The organism is Rhodococcus sp. IEGM 1366 (assembly GCF_033142425.1).
GTDB classification, from domain to species: Bacteria; Actinomycetota; Actinomycetes; order Mycobacteriales; family Mycobacteriaceae; genus Rhodococcus_F; species Rhodococcus_F globerula.
In genome coordinates, this window is sequence record NZ_JAWLRZ010000002.1 from 408,235 (window position 1) to 424,010 (window position 15,776).

Annotated in this window: 15 protein-coding genes; 6 read left to right on the forward strand and 9 right to left on the reverse strand. The window is 62.6% G+C overall.

Going from position 1 to position 15,776, the window contains the following annotated elements:
• Positions 1 to 217 precede the first annotated feature (217 nt).
• The gene (locus R4P64_RS07890) at positions 218 to 517 is read right to left on the reverse strand and encodes a helix-turn-helix transcriptional regulator (RefSeq protein ID WP_317820150.1); all 300 of its coding nucleotides are present in this window, start codon (positions 515 to 517) and stop codon (positions 218 to 220) included.
• Between the two features lie 156 nt (positions 518 to 673).
• Between R4P64_RS07890 and R4P64_RS07895 the strand changes: the two genes are divergently transcribed.
• Together R4P64_RS07895 and R4P64_RS07900 are read left to right on the forward strand one after the other, a co-directional pair.
• A complete protein-coding gene (locus R4P64_RS07895) occupies positions 674 to 1,426 on the forward strand; it encodes a helix-turn-helix transcriptional regulator (RefSeq protein WP_317820152.1) in 753 nt (250 codons plus the stop codon).
• Positions 1,413 to 2,579, forward strand: coding sequence for a site-specific integrase (locus R4P64_RS07900; RefSeq protein WP_317820154.1), 1,167 nt, complete (start codon positions 1,413 to 1,415; stop codon positions 2,577 to 2,579). The genes R4P64_RS07895 and R4P64_RS07900 overlap by 14 nt, the downstream gene beginning before the upstream one ends.
• Before the next feature lie 38 nt (positions 2,580 to 2,617).
• On the opposite strand, the gene glnA is transcribed toward R4P64_RS07900, so the two are convergent.
• Positions 2,618 to 4,054: a type I glutamate--ammonia ligase gene (glnA, locus tag R4P64_RS07905; RefSeq protein ID WP_021344608.1), complete on the reverse strand. Its 1,437-nt coding sequence runs from the start codon at positions 4,052 to 4,054 to the stop codon at positions 2,618 to 2,620.
• Between the two features lie 215 nt (positions 4,055 to 4,269).
• On the opposite strand from glnA, the gene R4P64_RS07910 reads away from it, so the two are divergent.
• Positions 4,270 to 4,743 carry an RDD family protein gene (locus tag R4P64_RS07910; RefSeq protein WP_033231048.1) on the forward strand — a complete coding sequence of 158 codons (474 nt, stop codon included), beginning with the start codon at positions 4,270 to 4,272 and terminating at the stop codon, positions 4,741 to 4,743.
• A gap of 67 nt (positions 4,744 to 4,810) precedes the next feature.
• Here the strand turns inward: R4P64_RS07910 and R4P64_RS07915 are convergent, their stop codons facing one another.
• The 5 genes from R4P64_RS07915 to sucB all read right to left on the reverse strand — a co-directional run bounded on the left by R4P64_RS07915 (position 4,811) and on the right by sucB (position 10,264).
• Positions 4,811 to 5,566, reverse strand: a complete 756-nt coding sequence (locus R4P64_RS07915) for a DUF4191 domain-containing protein (protein WP_033231047.1) — start codon at positions 5,564 to 5,566, stop codon at positions 4,811 to 4,813.
• A gap of 76 nt (positions 5,567 to 5,642) precedes the next feature.
• A complete protein-coding gene (lipA, locus tag R4P64_RS07920) occupies positions 5,643 to 6,683 on the reverse strand; it encodes a lipoyl synthase (protein WP_258956821.1) in 1,041 nt (346 codons plus the stop codon).
• Between the two features lie 51 nt (positions 6,684 to 6,734).
• Positions 6,735 to 7,496, reverse strand: coding sequence for a lipoyl(octanoyl) transferase LipB (lipB, locus tag R4P64_RS07925; RefSeq protein WP_317820161.1), 762 nt, complete (start codon positions 7,494 to 7,496; stop codon positions 6,735 to 6,737).
• Between the two features lie 29 nt (positions 7,497 to 7,525).
• On the reverse strand, positions 7,526 to 8,413 hold the full coding sequence (locus tag R4P64_RS07930) for a TIGR01777 family oxidoreductase (protein WP_317820163.1): 888 nt from the start codon (positions 8,411 to 8,413) through the stop codon (positions 7,526 to 7,528).
• 108 nt (positions 8,414 to 8,521) lie between these two features.
• Positions 8,522 to 10,264, reverse strand: a complete 1,743-nt coding sequence (gene sucB / locus R4P64_RS07935) for a 2-oxoglutarate dehydrogenase, E2 component, dihydrolipoamide succinyltransferase (RefSeq protein WP_317820165.1) — start codon at positions 10,262 to 10,264, stop codon at positions 8,522 to 8,524.
• Positions 10,265 to 10,620: 356 nt separating this feature from the next.
• Between sucB and R4P64_RS07940 the strand changes: the two genes are divergently transcribed.
• Positions 10,621 to 10,971 (forward strand): hypothetical protein, encoded by a 351-nt coding sequence (locus R4P64_RS07940; RefSeq protein ID WP_033231043.1) that lies wholly within the window; start codon positions 10,621 to 10,623, stop codon positions 10,969 to 10,971.
• A gap of 56 nt (positions 10,972 to 11,027) precedes the next feature.
• Here R4P64_RS07940 and R4P64_RS07945 read toward each other — a convergent pair whose 3' ends face one another.
• On the reverse strand, positions 11,028 to 12,545 hold the full coding sequence (locus R4P64_RS07945) for a leucyl aminopeptidase (protein ID WP_141484476.1): 1,518 nt from the start codon (positions 12,543 to 12,545) through the stop codon (positions 11,028 to 11,030).
• A gap of 133 nt (positions 12,546 to 12,678) precedes the next feature.
• Here R4P64_RS07945 and gcvT point away from each other — a divergent pair, with 133 nt between their 5' ends.
• On the forward strand, positions 12,679 to 13,779 hold the full coding sequence (gene gcvT, locus R4P64_RS07950; RefSeq protein ID WP_033231042.1) for a glycine cleavage system aminomethyltransferase GcvT: 1,101 nt from the start codon (positions 12,679 to 12,681) through the stop codon (positions 13,777 to 13,779).
• Between the two features lie 32 nt (positions 13,780 to 13,811).
• Positions 13,812 to 14,915 (forward strand): branched-chain amino acid aminotransferase, encoded by a 1,104-nt coding sequence (locus R4P64_RS07955; RefSeq protein ID WP_033231041.1) that lies wholly within the window; start codon positions 13,812 to 13,814, stop codon positions 14,913 to 14,915.
• A gap of 91 nt (positions 14,916 to 15,006) precedes the next feature.
• On the opposite strand, the gene R4P64_RS07960 is transcribed toward R4P64_RS07955, so the two are convergent.
• Positions 15,007 to 15,774, reverse strand: a complete 768-nt coding sequence (locus R4P64_RS07960; protein ID WP_317820168.1) for an adenosylcobinamide-GDP ribazoletransferase — start codon at positions 15,772 to 15,774, stop codon at positions 15,007 to 15,009.
• Positions 15,775 to 15,776 lie beyond the last annotated feature (2 nt).

Below are 15,776 nucleotides of genomic sequence, written 5' to 3' on the forward strand. Positions count from 1 at the left end.
GAGGCTTCTTCTTGCTCTGCGATCCACGCCAGAACGACACTTTTGCGCCACACTCTGCGGCGTCCAAGCCTGAAACTTCGCGGACCTTCAGATCGTTGCGCCCAGTAGCGCCATGTACTTTCGGGGATTCCGGTATTTTCGAAGCACTGCTTTGTCTGCCAGAACTCATCTGGCTGACCAGCAGCTTCAGGATGCATTGGCGACACGACTGGTGTGCTCATGTCGGGATCAGTCCTGTCAGGCGAGGTCGATACTGAGTGTCAATCGATCCGGCCTCGAGTCCGTAGGCCTGTTCGATTGCCTGAAGGAGCTCGGCGCTCGCGCCGCGGTGGCCGTTCTCGACTGCGGACAGCGCTCCGCGAGTTGGTAGATCTCCCGTGATTTGTTCGATCCGCATTGCCAGTTGATCAAGTGTTAGTCCCGAGACCTTGCGAAGGCTCTTGATCGAAACGTAGGGCGGGGGCTTCAGTCCGCGCTGGTTTTCGTAACGCCGACGCTCGGTTGGTTTCGTTTTCATAAAACAAACAGTAAACCCAAATTTGGGATTTGGGAAGGCAAAATTGCGGCAAACATTGACGTGACGTGCAGAAACACATTCGTGTTGTTTACTCCAGGTCAAAGCGATTCGTCGTTTCCGCTTGGGTTTGCCGAAGATCTGCGGCATTCTTGTGGAATGGATCAACGACTGCAGGTACTCGGCGAGGCTGTTAAGGCTCGAAGGGCTCAACTCGACCTGACGCAGGAGGACGTAAACCAAGGTGGTGGGCCGTCGGATACAACCCTCACCAGGATTGAGAATGGGGAAGGTACGGTCCCGGCCCCGTCTACGCTCAGAAAGTTGGACCATGCATTGCAGTGGGAACAGGGCAGCGCGCGCCGGGTGCTCGATGGAGGGGAGCCGAAGCCGCTAGAGGGCGGGCAATCCAAAATTCGGTCGAGGGGGTTCTCGTCGAGCGGCTCCGACCCAATCGACGACTACCTGGCCAAGCTTGCGGACGATATCAATGACCGGTACGGAAATGTCGTACCCCCGGGGTACATCCCTGTTCCGCTTGCTGCCGTCGTTGCCATCGCACTTCAATCCGAGAAGGCTGAAAGTCAGACTGGAATCGCGGTCTATCAGGACTTCGATGACATTGATGAGTCCGAATACGATTCAATGGTCAGTGAGGTGGAAGATCTTGAGCAAGAAGTACTTTCGCTCACCAGTGAGTTGGATGACTTCCTGACAACTCATGTCTTTCATGGGGATCCAGTTTTCTTGCGCCGCTTGAGAAAATTCATTGCAAACTCAAATAGGCGACGTCAAGACGAGGGGAAACGGCGATGGAAGTATTCCGATCCCACTGGGACGCAACCGCTTCCAGGTATCGACGAGGCCATGCAGGCTGATCGAAATGAGGGGTTGGCCAGTGGTTCGCAATAGGCGTGCCGGCGTCGAGGATCGGTGGACTAAGACCGTCAAGGTCGGCGAGGATGACAAGAAAGTTCCGTCCGCCAACCATGGCAAAGGTAAACGTTGGCGGGCGCGGTACGTCGACGACCTCGGTATGGAGCACGCCAAAGGCTTCGACAGGAAGATCGACGCTCAAATCTGGCTCAACGCTGCGATAACCGCCCTCGGCCAAGGTACCCACGTCGCTCCGCGCGATGCACAGATAACAGTCCAGCAATGGTGCGATCAATGGATCCTCGGATATGAAGTCCATCGAGAATCGACAGTGAGGCAAGCGCGCACACACATCGCACAGATCACTGCAGAATTCGGAAAGATGCGGCTCGCGGCTGTTCGGCCCTCAGCTGTCAAGACCTGGACGGCGAAGCTGAAGGCGGACGAGTTCGCAGACTCGTACATCTACGCGTTGCACTCGCGCCTGGCGCAGATCCTCGGCGACGCAGTTCACGATGGTCTACTCGGCCGCAATCCATGCTCGCGTCGAACGTCGCCACCGATGGGACACGCCAAGGTCTACGTAATTACCACCGAGCAGCTGTGGGCGCTGCATGACGCGATGCCCGAGCACTTCCGAGTGTCGATCCTGCTCGGCGCATTCGCCGGCCTTCGGATCGCCGAATCGTCAGCGCTTCGTGTGGCCGATGTTGATTTCATCCGCGGAGCTGTGCACCCGAAACAGCAGTGGCCGGACAAGCCGTTGAAGACAAAGGGGAGTGACGCGTCGATTCCAATCCCGCGATCCCTCACGCTCATGCTGTCGGCGTCGGTGAAGCAGTGGCCGCACGAGCAGATGGTGACGAACGGCGCAGGCAAGGCTGCGGCGCCATGGTTGGTCGAACGGGCGCTGCGGGCCGTGAAGGACGCGGGGGAGATTGACCTACCTGACGAGTTCAGCTATCACGACTTGCGCCACTACTTGGCGTCTCTGCTCATCGCGTCCGGCGCAGACATCAAGACAGTTCAGGCTCGGATGCGGCACGCGAGCGCGAAGACGACGCTCGATGTCTACGGCCATTTGTGGCCGGACGCAGACGAGTCCACCCGCTTGGCGATCGATGCTGTGATCACGAAGCGGGTGGACTCAGATAAAGCTGCTGCGGACGCTCTGCGGACGGAAGGGTAGTTTAGCCGGTTCCGGCGCTGGTCAGCGAGTTAAGCGGCTCACACGTCGTAGTAGAGCTCGAACTCGTACGGGTGCGGACGCAGGTTGACGGGAGCGATTTCCTGCTCGCGCTTGAGCGAGATCCAGGTCTCGATCAGGTCGGTGGTGAAGACGCCACCCTCGGTCAGGTACTCGTGATCTGCTTCGAGGCGGTTGATAACCGTCTCGAGGCTGGTCGGAGCCTGCGGGATGTTGCGAGCCTCCTCCGGGGGAAGCTCGTAGAGGTCCTTGTCGACCGGAGCCATCGGCTCGATCTTGTTCTTGATGCCGTCCAGGCCGGCCATCATCTGTGCAGCGAAGTTGAGGTACGGGTTACCCGAGGAGTCGGGTGCGCGGAACTCGAGACGCTTGGCCTTCGGGTTGTTGCCCGTGATCGGGATACGGACAGCTGCCGAGCGGTTGCGCTGGCTGTACACGAGGTTGATGGGAGCTTCGTAGCCCGGCACCAGACGGTGGTACGAGTTGATGGTCGGGTTGGTGAAGGCCAACAGCGACGGAGCGTGGTGCAGGATGCCGCCGATGTAGTGGCGAGCCATGTCCGAGAGGCCTGCGTAGCCGGACTCGTCGTGGAAGAGGGGCTTGCCGTCCTTCCACAGGGACTGGTGGACGTGCATGCCCGAACCGTTGTCACCGAAGAGCGGCTTCGGCATGAAGGTGGCGGACTTGCCGTGCTGCCAGCAGGTGTTCTTGACGATGTACTTGAAGAGCTGCAGGTCGTCAGCAGCTGCAAGCAGCGTGTTGAACTTGTAGTTGATCTCCTGCTGTCCGCCGGTGCCGACCTCGTGGTGGCCGCGCTCGAGCTCGAAGCCCGCGTTGGTCAGGTTGGTGGAGATTTCGTCGCGCAGGTCCACGTAGTGGTCGTACGGAGCGACGGGGAAGTAGCCACCCTTGGCGCGAACCTTGTAGCCGAGGTTGGGGGAGCCGTCGGCGTTGGTCTCAGCGCCGGTGTTCCAGGAACCGGAAACCGAATCCAGCTCGTAGAAAGCGGAGTTCATGCCGGAGTCGTAACGAACCGAGTCGAAGATGTAGAACTCGGCCTCGGCGCCGAAGAATGCGGTGTCCGCGATGCCGGTGCTGACCAAGTACTCCTCGGCCTTGCGGGCAACGTTGCGCGGGTCGCGGCTGTAGGACTCACGGGTGAACGGATCGTGGACGAAGAAGTTGATGTTGAGGGTCTTCGCCTTGCGGAAAGGGTCGATCTGGGCCGTGGTGACGTCAGGGAGCAACATCATGTCGGATTCGTGAATCGACTGGAACCCGCGGACGGACGAACCGTCGAACGCAAGGCCGTCTTCGAACACGTCCTGGTTGAAAGCAGACGCGGGAATCGAGAAGTGCTGCTGCACGCCAGGCAAGTCGCTGAAGCGAATGTCGACGTACTCGATGTTCTCGTCCGCGATGTACTTTATGACCTCTTCGGCCGTGGTGAATGCCACGCTTGTGCTCCTTAAGTCGCTTCAGCCAACTGTTATGAAAGGTTGAATCCGTCGAGCCAGACGGTAGGTATCTGGTGTTGCCCGCTCGTCAACCCTTTGTTTCGGCAGTGTTACACGTCGTATTGTCCTGGGGATTTCCGAAATCTGTGTGATCAGCTGCACAGTTAAAACACGGCAATCTGGACTACGGTGCTACGACGCCTATCCTGGACAGCATGGCACGTATCACCGGAACTTGGCTCTCGGGGCCGCAAGCAGCTTTGCCGAAGAACGCCGACGGACGTGAGCAGGCGTACCGCGGCGAGAATCTTGGCTTCCCGCAGGACGGCCCGGGATCGCTTGTCGGCTCCGGCCGACGACTCGGCGCGCTCATGATCGACTGGGTGATGGCGGTCGGCGTTGCCTCACTCATCACCGGAGATTTTTTCGACGGCCAGACGTCGACCATCACCTTGATCGTGTGGTTCATCGTGGGCGTGCTCACGGTAACCCTGTTCAACTTCACTCCCGGGCAATTTGTCATGGGCCTGCAGGTGGCGCGAATCGAAGGACCCATCCGGGTCGGCTTCGTTCGAGCTCTCGCTCGCCAGGCGCTCCTTGTGTTTGTGATCCCGGCAACTATCACCGACATCGACGGACGCGGAATGCAGGACCGAGCGACGGGCACGCTTCTGGTTCGCTCGCGCTGACAATTCGATCGAACAAAAAATGACCCGAGTCCATGACGGACTCGGGTCATTTTTTGTATGCGCGGAATCAGCGGCGACGAATCGTGCGCTGCATACCCTTCATCTTTGCGCCGCCGGGCATCGGGCCCTTCGGCAAGGCTGCTCCGCCGCCGCGTGCGCTCAATGCTGCGAGGCGGCCCTCGATGTTGTCCATGCGCTTGGTATCGATGTTGCGCGGCAGCTTGTTCAGGTAACGCTGCAACTGCGAGAGCGGAACCTGGCCCTCGTCGTTGCCGATGATGATGTCGTAGATCGGGGTGTCTCCGATGAGGCGGGCAGTCTTCTTCTTCTCCTGAGCGAGGAGGCTCTTGACGCGCTGCGGAGAACCCTCGGCGACGAGGATGACGCCCGGCCGTCCGACAACACGGTGAACGGCGTCGAGTTGGGTGGTGCCGGCGACGGCGTTCGTGACGCGCCACGCGCCCTGCATGTTGTCCAGCGCCCAGGCAGCTGCGCCGGCCTGGCCTTCAGCCTTCTTGTACACCGATTTCTGCACGCGGCGACCGAAGATGATGAAGGCACCGAGAATGCCGAGAACGAGGCCGATCGGCAGCAGGAACCACTCGATGCCCCAGATGAGACCGACCAGGAAGAAGACCAGAGCAGCACCCACCAGGGTGCCGATCATCAGCGGCAGAAGGAGCTTGTCGTCCTTGCGCTGCATCTGGAATGCCTGCCAGAGCTGGGTTCTGCGTTCCTTGGAAGCCTGCTTGCGGGCAGCCTTCGCTGCAGCCTTTGCCTCTTTGGTGGGTTTGCCCTTACCGGATTTGCTGCCGTTCGCCATGTGACCAGGATACGTCCATTGCTGTGCGCCTTTACTAACCGCCCGCGGTTAATAAAGACGCACAGCAAAAAGTGGATCAGCGGGCCAGGCGCGCCATGAGTGAACTGGCTTCCTGGGAAGCGTCTCCGCCCTCGGTGAGATGGCGCTGTGCCTCGGGGAGTTCGCGGCCATGATGGGCCATGGCCTGCGCGTACAGGCGTCCGGCGCGGTACGACGAGCGGACGAGCGGTCCGGCCATGACGCCGGCGAAGCCCATCTCTTCTGCAGCCTTGGAGTGCTCGACGAACTCTTCGGGCTTGACCCACCGCTCGACGGGGTGGTGCCGCGGTGAGGGACGCAGGTACTGGGTGATGGTGAGGATGTCGCAACCGGCAGCGTGCAGATCGGCCATCGCTTCGGTGACCTCTTCGGGGGTTTCGCCCATGCCGAGGATGAGGTTGGACTTTGTGACCAGTCCGTACTCGCGGGCGGCGGTGATGACGTCGAGGCTGCGCTGGTACCGGAAGGCCGGGCGGATCCGCTTGAAGATACGGGGGACGGTCTCGAGGTTGTGCGCGAGTACCTCGGGACGCGAGGCGAATACCTCGTCGAGCAGTTCAGGTTTACCGTTGAAGTCGGGAACCAGGTTCTCGACGCCGGTGCCCGGGTTGAGTTCGTGGATCTTGCGGACGGTTTCGGCGTAGAGCCAGGCGCCGCCGTCGGGGAGGTCGTCGCGGGCGACGCCGGTGATCGTGGAGTATCGAAGTCCCATGGCCTGAACGCTTTCGGCGACGCGGCGTGGTTCGTCGCGGTCGAGGGCTTCGGGTTTGCCGGTGTCGATCTGGCAGAAGTCGCAGCGGCGGGTGCACTGCTCGCCGCCGATGAGGAAGGTGGCTTCGCGGTCTTCCCAGCATTCGTAGATGTTGGGGCAGCCTGCTTCTTCGCAGACGGTGTGCAAACCTTCGCGCTTGACCAGGCCCTTGAGCTCCGAGTACTCGGGGCCCATCTTTGCTCGGGTCTTGATCCAGTTGGGTTTGCGTTCGATGGGCGTCTCCGCGTTTCGGATCTCGAGGCGGAGCAGCTTACGGCCTTGTGGGGCGAGCGAAGCGACGGGGGGATTACCGGGGGCGATAGTCACGGGGACGATCCTACGCCCGGTGATTACTGCAACAGGGTTCGGGCGAGCCCGTCAGCTGTACTGAACGGTAGTAAAAGTCGGGGTAGGTGAGGCTTTCTCGAAGGTGACACGTTCGATGTCGCGCACTGTGACGGGCAAGTTTCCGTCCAGGGCGGCGATGATCGCTTCGGTGACCGCCGGAGTGACCTCGGCGACGGTGACGTCTCGGCCGAGTTCGTGCGACAGTGTCGTCACTCCGGCGTCGCGGATGCCACACGGAATGATGTTGTCGAATCCGGTCAGGACCGAGTTGCAGTTCAGCGCAAAACCGTGCAGTGCGACGCCACGTTGGACGCGCACGCCGATGGCGGAAACCTTGCGTTCGGGCTTCCACTGGCCGCCAGACAGTTCAGCGGGTAGCCACACACCTGAGCGGCCGTCGATTCGGCCACACGTCAGGCCCATGTCGGTGCAGACCGTGATCAGCGCTTCCTCGATGAGTCGGACATACCGCACGACGTCGACCGGTTCGGCGAGCTTCACGATCGGGTACCCGACCAGTTGACCAGGCCCGTGCCACGTGATTTTTCCGCCGCGATCGACATCGATGACGGGGGTGCCGTCGACGGGACGATCCGCGGGTTCGGTACGTCGTCCCGCCGTGTACACCGGAGGATGCTCGAGCAGGAGCAGTGTGTCCTGTCCGATGTTGTCTGCGCGCTCCGCAGCCAATTCGCGTTGGCGATCCCACGCTGCTGTGTAGTCGATCAATCCGAGATTGTCGACGGCGATCGGCAGTTGCGACAATCGTGCGGATCCGGCAGCGCTACTCATGGCACTAGAGATTACGCCCGATTGCCAACTCAATTCAGCGCGGCCGCCAGTGCTTCGCCGATTGTGTTGTGGCGGAACGTGAATCCCGCATTTTCGAGCACCGACGGTATAGCCCGTTGGCCGCCCAGGATGCCACTTTTCGCGAACTCGCCGATCAGAGCTTCGAGGGCGAACCCCGGCACGATCCACGGCGCCGGCCGATGCATGATCCGCGACATCGCGTCGTTGAACTGTGCATTGGTCACCGGTGCCGGTCCGGTCAGATTGACAGGACCGGAGAGCGCGGGATTGGTGAGAGTGAATTTGATTGCGTTGCACTCGTCTTCGAGTGAGATCCACGGAAAGTACTGGCGGCCGTTGCCCAACCGTCCACCGAGGCCGAGTGAGTAGATCCGACGCAGACGCCCGAGCATTCCGCCATGCGGCGACAGGACGACACCAGACCGCAGGTTCACCACCCGAGCGCCGCCTTTGCCGGCCGGTTCGGTGGCGAGTTCCCAGTCACGACACGTCGTCGCGAGGAAATCGGTGCCGGCGGCCGAATCCTCGTCGACGATGCGGTCGCCGGTATCGCCGTAGTAGCCGACGGCGCTGGCATTGGCGAGAACCGGAATCTTGGCCGTCGCGACGGCGTCGGCCAACACGTCTGTCGCACTGATGCGACTGTCACGAATCTCCTGCTTGTAGGAACCGGACCACCGTTTGTCGCCGATCCCGACGCCACAGAGATTGACGACGGCATCAGCGCCGTGCAGCACTGACGTGTCGAGGCGGTCACGATTGGGGTCCCATCGGGACTCGTCGGGACCGGTGGTCGGGCGACGCACCAGACGCACCACATCGTGGTTGTCCGCGCGCAACGAGGACACCAAGGCCGTTCCGATCAGACCGGACGAACCGGCGACGACTACTCGCATTCGGAAAATGCCTCCTTCGATCCAGCGGGGTTCTCTCTCCGACCGTACTGAAAAAGCCGAGGCGCCACCTCCTGATGGAGATGGCGCCCCGGCCGGAACAACAGTTGCTTACAGACCCAGGTCAGCTTCGAACGAGGCTTCTTCCAACCGCTGCTTGACAGTGGTGAGGAATCGGCCGGCGTCGGCGCCGTCCACCAGACGGTGGTCGTAGGTCAGCGGCAAGTAGATCATCGAACGAACGCCGATGGACTCGTTGCCGTTTTCGTCGGTGACCACCATCGGACGCTTCACAATCGCGCCGGTTCCGAGCATGGCTGCCTGCGGCGGGACCAGGATCGGGGTGTCGAACAGCGCGCCCTGGCTGCCGATGTTGGTGATCGTGAACGTTCCACCCGACAGCTCGTCCGGCTTCAGTCCGCCCGAACGTGCGCGCTTCGCGATGTCCGCGATGGCGCGAGCCAAGCCGGCCAAGCCGAGGTCACCTGCATTGTGGATGACGGGGGACAGCAGACCCTGATCGGTGTCGACTGCGATTCCGAGGTGCTCGGAGTCGTAGTACGTGATCTGCTTTGCCGTCTCGTCGTAGCTGGCATTGATGTTGGGATGCGACTTCAACGCCTCGACAACAGCCTTGGCGAAGAACGGGAGGAACGTCAGGTTGACGCCTTCACGCTCGATGAAGCCGGCCTTTGCACGGGCACGCAGCGCGACGATCTTGGTGACATCCACCTCGAAGGTCTGTGTGAGCTGCGCGGTGGTCTGCAGTGATTCACGGGTCTTGGTGGCCGTGATCTGGCGGATCCGATTGGCCTTCTGCGTTGTTCCGCGCAGATGAGCCAGCTCGGGGCGGACACCTGCAGTTGCCTTCGCTGCCGGAGCAGCTGCAGCAGCGGCGGGTGCTGACGGCGCAGCAGCGGCCGGAGCCTTCTTGGCTTCTGCGGCGGCAAGAACATCCTGCTTACGGATGCGTCCACCGACGCCGGTGCCGGTAACAGTGGCGAGGTCGACGCCGTTGTCGTTGGCAAGCTTGCGGACCAGCGGGGTCACGTACGGGCTGCTGTCACCCGATGCTGCGGGGGCTGCGGGGGCTGCCGGGGCAGCCGGTGCGGCGGCGGGAGCTGCGGGAGCCGGAGCTGCCGGTGCTTCGGCCTTGGGTGCGGGAGCGGCCGGTGCTGCCGCCTTGGGCGCCGGAGCGGCGGGTGCTGCCGGTGCCGGTGCTGCGGGAGCCGCCGGTGCTGCGGCTGCGGGAGCGCCGGATCCGATGACGGCCAGCTGGCCACCGATGTCGACGGTGTCGTCCTCGTTGGCGCTGATCTCGAGAAGAATTCCGGCAACAGGCGACGGGATCTCCGTGTCGACCTTGTCGGTGGAAACTTCGAGAAGCGGTTCGTCGACGGCAACTTCGTCGCCCACGGCCTTGAGCCAACGGGTGACGGTTCCTTCGGTGACAGACTCGCCGAGGGCGGGCATCGTCACGGGGGTGCCTTCGGCTCCGCTGCTGGGAGCGGCTGCCGGTGCCTCAGCTGCCGGTGCGGGAGCTGCTTCTGCTGCGGGCGCCTCTGCGGCCGGCTCTTCAGCGGCGGGCGCCGGTGCTTCTTCTGCGGGTGCTTCACCAGCTTCGCCGATAACAGCGAGCTCGCCACCGATATCCACGGTGTCGTCTTCCTGCGCGACAATCTTGGTCAGGACGCCGGCGACCGGAGATGGAATCTCGGTGTCGACCTTGTCCGTGGAGACTTCGAGCAAGGGTTCGTCGACTTCGACCGTGTCTCCTTCCTGCTTGAGCCACCGTGTGACAGTTCCTTCGGTGACGCTCTCACCTAGGGCTGGCATCTGGACGGAGAAGGCCATGTCTTTTGACTCCTCGACAGTTGTGTTCGGGTTGTTTTATTTTGTCGACTTGTGGTCGTTAGTGCATTGTGCTCGAGTTGCGCGCGACGTGCGGCTACTTGTAGCTATTTTGTGCCGATGTCGACGCGCGGGCGCGGCGTCACCGTCGTTCATCTTTCCATTGATACGCCGGGCGCGTCCGCTGAGGGGGATGCCACCGGCTTTCGGTGTGTCGCTACTCGTCAGTAGGTGGAGCGTGTAACGCGCGTATGGGACCAAACGGTATGTCTTGTGCCGGTGACAGCAGTTGAATGCTGGCAAACTTGACATACGGCCGGGGTTCTTCCGCGGTCTCGGCACCGAGGAGGGATCCACGCGTGGGGTTGTTCGATCGATTCAAACGCCGACCAAGTGCCGGGCAACTGGCAGCCCAGAGCGACGCAGAGCATCTGGCCAACTGGGCCCATGAGCACGAAGGCGTCGAGGCCTTCGTGGAGCCGGAAACAACCGTCACCGAGGTCACTGTCGTCCTGGTCGACAAGTCCGGGGAATGGACGCGTCGCCGGGTAGGTGGTGAGCGTGGTGCCCGCAAACTTGGTCAGGATCTGAAAATTCCCGTGTACGACGTCCGTAAAACGGGATATCCGCAGCGCATGCGCGATCACGACGAGCGTCTGCGCATCGAACGCAAACGTGCTCGCACGCAGGAATTGCGGGACGGGAGCTGACCTGCTGTGCGCCTTGATTAACCGCAGGCGGTTAGAAAAGGCGCACAGCGAAGGGGTCAGCCGTTGACCGAAATGTCCTCAAGGACCGAGATCATCGTGCGAACCGGAACACCCGTGCCGCCCTTACCCGTGTAACCCCACGGGCCGGAGGTGTTGTAGGCCGGGCCGGCAACGTCGATGTGCGCCCACTGCACGCCCTCGGGAACAAATTCCTTCAGGTAGTGAGCTGCCGCGAGCATGCCGCCCCAACGATGCGGAGTGACGTTCGCCATGTCGGCAACCTTGGAATCGAGATCGCCGCGCAGTTCCTCCGGCAGCGGCATCGCCCAGGCGTTCTCGCCGATGCTCTGCGAGATGGATGCAACACGGTCGCGGAATTCGTCGGTTCCCATGACACCGGGAGTGCGGTTGCCGAGGGCGACCATCTGCGCACCGGTCAAGGTGGCAGTGTCGATCATGTAGTCGGGGTTGTCTTCGCCGGCGCGAACCATGGCGTCGGCGAGGACCAAGCGGCCCTCCGCGTCGGTGTTGATGACCTCGACGGTGATTCCGCCGTACTGCGTCAGCACGTCGCCGGGACGCTGGGCGGTGGCCGACGGCATGTTCTCCGCCATCGGGATGTAGGCGACGACGTTGACGGGCAGGCCGAGCTTCGCGGCGAGAACCACGGTCGCGATGACGGCCGCTGCGCCGCCCATGTCGGAGGTCATGTTCTCCATGCCTGCGGCCGGCTTGATGGAGATTCCGCCGGTGTCGAACGTGATGCCCTTGCCGACGAGCGCGACCTTGGACGCGCCGCGCTTCTTCGACGCGTACTCCATCCGGACGAGACGAGGCTGTCGTGACGATCCCTTGCCCACGCCGAGGATTCCGCCGTAGCCGCCCTTGGCGAGTGCCTTCTCGTCCAGAATCTGGACCGTCAGACCGGCCTCGATGCCGAGTGCCTTGGCGCGATCCGCGAACTCCGCCGGGTAGAGGTGGCTGGGGGGAGTGTTGACGAATTCGCGTGCGGTTGCGACTGCCTCGGCGATAGCGGCCGAACGAGTCAGGGTTGCTTTGGTTTCCTTGGCGCGCGGCGACGGGACAAGAAGTTCGACACGGGCGAGGGGTTGCGCGTCGGGTCCGGGCGCGGACTTCGACGACTTGAATTCGGTGAAGGTGTACGCGCCGAGCGCAAAGCCTTCGACCGCGGCGGCGAGGTCGAGGACGGACAGCGTCGTCGCTGCTGTGTCGATTCCCGATAGTGCGCGTGCAGCGGCGCCGGCCGACTTACGGATCTGCTCGCTGCCCAGCTTCTCAGCCGAACCGAGGCCGACGGCGAGAACGCTGACCACGGGGAGATCGCTCGGCGCGGGGATTCGAGTGAGCTGCTCCGGCTTGCCCGTTGCGCCGACAGCGATGAGGCTGTCGAGTACTTCGGCCAGAACATCCTCGTCGACGATGCCTTCGCTGAGTGCGAGTTCGGGGCCGTCGGGACCCGATGTGAGACCGACCACCAATACGTCGGCGCGCTTGCCGAGCTTTCCGGCGAGAACCAGGTCGGGTCCCAATGATCGGGCTGTGCGAGTGCTCAAGATGTCTCCTGCGTGGTGAGTGTGCGATGCGTCCGGTTCGGGCGGACGCCTGAGTTGATGGTAGGCCCAGAGCCCCCGGTGCGTGTCTGCGGCGAACATGTTTCGGTGACGGAAGTCCGATAGGTTGTGGGCCATGACCGACGAACAACTCTTGCAGGGTCCGATCCACGCTGTGCACGTCGAACTGGGTGCGACGTTTGCCCCGTTCGGTGGCTGGCAGATGCCGGTGTCGTACGCCGGCGTAGTAGCCGAACACACTTCTGTCCGTGAGAATGTCGGCCTGTTCGACGTCAGTCACCTGGGCAAGGCCGTGGTGCGCGGTACCGGTGCTGCGGAGTTCGTGAACTCGGCGCTGACCAACGATTTGGGCAAGATCGGTCCGGGCAAGGCGCAATACACGTTGTGCTGCAACGAGTCCGGTGGAGTTATCGACGATTTGATCGTCTACTACGTCAGTGACGAGGAGATCTTCCTCGTGCCGAATGCGGCAAACACGGCAGATGTTGTTGCCGCGATGGTGGCGCTCGCGCCGGACGGAATCACCATCGAAGATCAGCATCGTGAATACGGCGTGTTGGCCGTGCAGGGTCCGAAGTCGGTTGACGTTCTGACTGCGCTGGGCTTGCCTACCGACATCGAGTACATGGCGTTCGAGGACGCTACGTGGAATGGTGTTCCGGTTCGCGTGTGCCGCAGTGGCTACACGGGCGAGGTCGGTTACGAACTTCTGCCGCGCTGGGCCGACAGTGAGCCGCTGTTCCGCGCGCTTCTCGAGGTTGTCGAAGCTCAGGGTGGGCAGGCCGCCGGACTCGGCGCGCGCGACACCCTGCGTACCGAAATGGGCTATCCGCTGCACGGGCATGAGCTTTCGCTCGAAATCTCACCCCTCGAAGCTCGCTGCGGCTGGGCTGTCGGCTGGAAGAAGCCCACGTTCTGGGGCAAGGAAACCCTGGTCGACGAGAAAGCGGCAGGACCGGCGCGCAAGTTGTGGGGAATCAAGGCACTCGATCGTGGCGTGCTGCGTGCGGGGCTGAGCGTTCTGCGCGACGGCGAACCCGTCGGGGAGACCACGTCCGGAACGTTCTCGCCGACGCTCAAGGTCGGAATTGCGTTGGCGCTCCTCGATTCCGGTGTGGGAATCGCGGCCGGTGACGAGATCGAGGTCGACGTCCGCGGACGTGCGCTGCGGTGTGTTGTCGTGTCGCCGCCGTTTGTGGAGACCAGCACCAAGTAAGGGGATTGTGCGCGTTCGATAGGATTGCCGCCATGACTGGTGCCGCCAATTTCGTTCGTGTCCAGAGCTCGACCCCGAAGTCCGACGCCGAGCGCCGCGACATCTTGGCGGCGCCCGGTTTCGGGAAGTACTTCACCGATCACATGGTCTCCATCGATTATGCCGAGGGTAAGGGCTGGCATAACGGTCAGGTGTTGCCGTATGGAAACATCGAACTCGACCCTGCGGCGATGGTCCTGCACTACGGTCAGGCCATCTTCGAAGGGCTCAAGGCTTACCGCCAGCCGAGCGGCGACATCAGCTCCTTCCGCGTCGAGGCCAACGCCGAGCGGTTCGGGGCTTCGGCCCGTCGCCTCGCGATGCCCGAGTTGCCGACCGAGATGTTCGTGGACTCCATCACCGAGCTGGTCGACGTCGACATCGAGTGGGTTCCGGCAGCGGGCGGCGAAGACGCCTTGTACCTGCGTCCGTTCATGTTCTCGACCGAAGCCGGCCTCGGTGTGCGTCCCGCCAAGGAATACCGCTACCTGCTGATTGCATCACCTGCCGGCGCGTACTTCCCGCGTGGCGTCAAGCCGGTCAGTGTGTGGCTGTCCACTGAATACGTGCGCGCAGCGCCCGGCGGAACGGGCGCTGCCAAGTTCGCAGGCAACTACGCAGCTTCACTCCTGGCCCAGGCTCAGGCTGCTGACGAAGGCTGCGACCAGGTGGTGTGGCTCGACGCCATCGAGCGCACGTATGTCGAGGAAATGGGAGGCATGAATCTGTTCTTCGTCTTCGGTTCCGGCCCCGATGCTCGCCTTGTCACTCCGTCGCTCTCGGGTTCGTTGTTGCCCGGTATCACCCGTAACTCACTGCTGACACTGGCAGCCGATTCGGGCTTTGCCGTCGAAGAGCGCAAGATCAGCACCGACGAGTGGCGCACCAAGTGCAAGAGCGGCGAGATTACCGAGGTATTCGCTTGCGGCACAGCGGCAGTCATCACGCCGGTCGGTCGCGTCAAGTCCGCCGAGGGTGAATTCACCATCGCTGACGGTGAGCCCGGCGAGGTCACCATGGCGCTGCGCGACACCCTCACCGGCATTCAGCGTGGCACGTTTGCCGACACCCACGGCTGGATGACCAAGCTTCACTAGTTCATTGCTCGCGCGGCGAGACGACTTCATTGCTCGCGCGGCGAGACGACGGCAGAAGAAACGCCGTAATCTCGTCGCGCGCAGCGATCGTTCAGATTCCGAGAGTTAGCCCGACGGCAGTGATCGTGACCGTCAATTCCAGTGCAAATCCGAGAACATCACCGTTGAGGCCACCGAACCGGCGGACGCAATGACGCACGCAGACAACGCTGATCAGTAGCGCAACGGAGGCGACAAGTGGTCCGAGCCACCATCGGTCTGTCACCAGAACCGACGCGGCAAGCAGGGGAGCGGTCCAGGCGGCAGCCGCCCACCACGGCTGCGAATCGGCAACCAGCGCACCGAATCCGGTAGTGCTCGACGCGGGAATCCCTCGGCGGCAGGCAAAAACGACGGCAACTCGTCCCGCGGCGACGGCGACAACCACGCCTGCCCACTGGACGGGAGAGTCTGCTGCAGCCAAAACGCCGAACGATACTGCTTGCAGCCCAAGGAATATGAACAGCGCGGCCACCCCGAACGGCCCCGCGCCGCCACTGTGCATGACCTCTCGTGCTCGCTCAGGGGGACCGTAGCACCCCAAACCGTCGACGGTATCGGTGAGGCCGTCGACGTGCATGCCGCGGGTTCCCAGTGCGATCGCGCCCACTGTCAGTAGGCCCGCAAGATAGGGGTTGAGACCGATACCGGTCGCACCCCACAAGATTGCGACCGCAAAGGCTCCGAGCGCGATCCCGGTGAGGGGCGCGGCCGCGATTGCGCGCCGGCCAGCGGTGCGGTTGATGTCGGACGGACCGCGTATGGGCAGTACCGTCAGCCAGGAAAATGCCAGTGGCACACCGGAAAGCGCGCCGGCCACGG

Excerpts from the sequence above, each read along its gene's own strand:
- R4P64_RS07890 (WP_317820150.1), bottom strand. The coding sequence starts at position 517 with ATGAAAACGAAACCAACCGAGCGTCGGCGTTACGAAAACCAGCGCGGA.
- R4P64_RS07895 (WP_317820152.1), top strand. The coding sequence starts at position 674 with ATGGATCAACGACTGCAGGTACTCGGCGAGGCTGTTAAGGCTCGAAGG.
- R4P64_RS07910 (WP_033231048.1), top strand. The coding sequence starts at position 4,270 with ATGGCACGTATCACCGGAACTTGGCTCTCGGGGCCGCAAGCAGCTTTG.
- R4P64_RS07915 (WP_033231047.1), bottom strand. The coding sequence starts at position 5,566 with ATGGCGAACGGCAGCAAATCCGGTAAGGGCAAACCCACCAAAGAGGCA.
- lipB (WP_317820161.1), bottom strand. The coding sequence starts at position 7,496 with ATGAGTAGCGCTGCCGGATCCGCACGATTGTCGCAACTGCCGATCGCC.
- R4P64_RS07930 (WP_317820163.1), bottom strand. The coding sequence starts at position 8,413 with ATGCGAGTAGTCGTCGCCGGTTCGTCCGGTCTGATCGGAACGGCCTTG.
- sucB (WP_317820165.1), bottom strand. The coding sequence starts at position 10,264 with ATGGCCTTCTCCGTCCAGATGCCAGCCCTAGGTGAGAGCGTCACCGAA.
- gcvT (WP_033231042.1), top strand. The coding sequence starts at position 12,679 with ATGACCGACGAACAACTCTTGCAGGGTCCGATCCACGCTGTGCACGTC.
- R4P64_RS07955 (WP_033231041.1), top strand. The coding sequence starts at position 13,812 with ATGACTGGTGCCGCCAATTTCGTTCGTGTCCAGAGCTCGACCCCGAAG.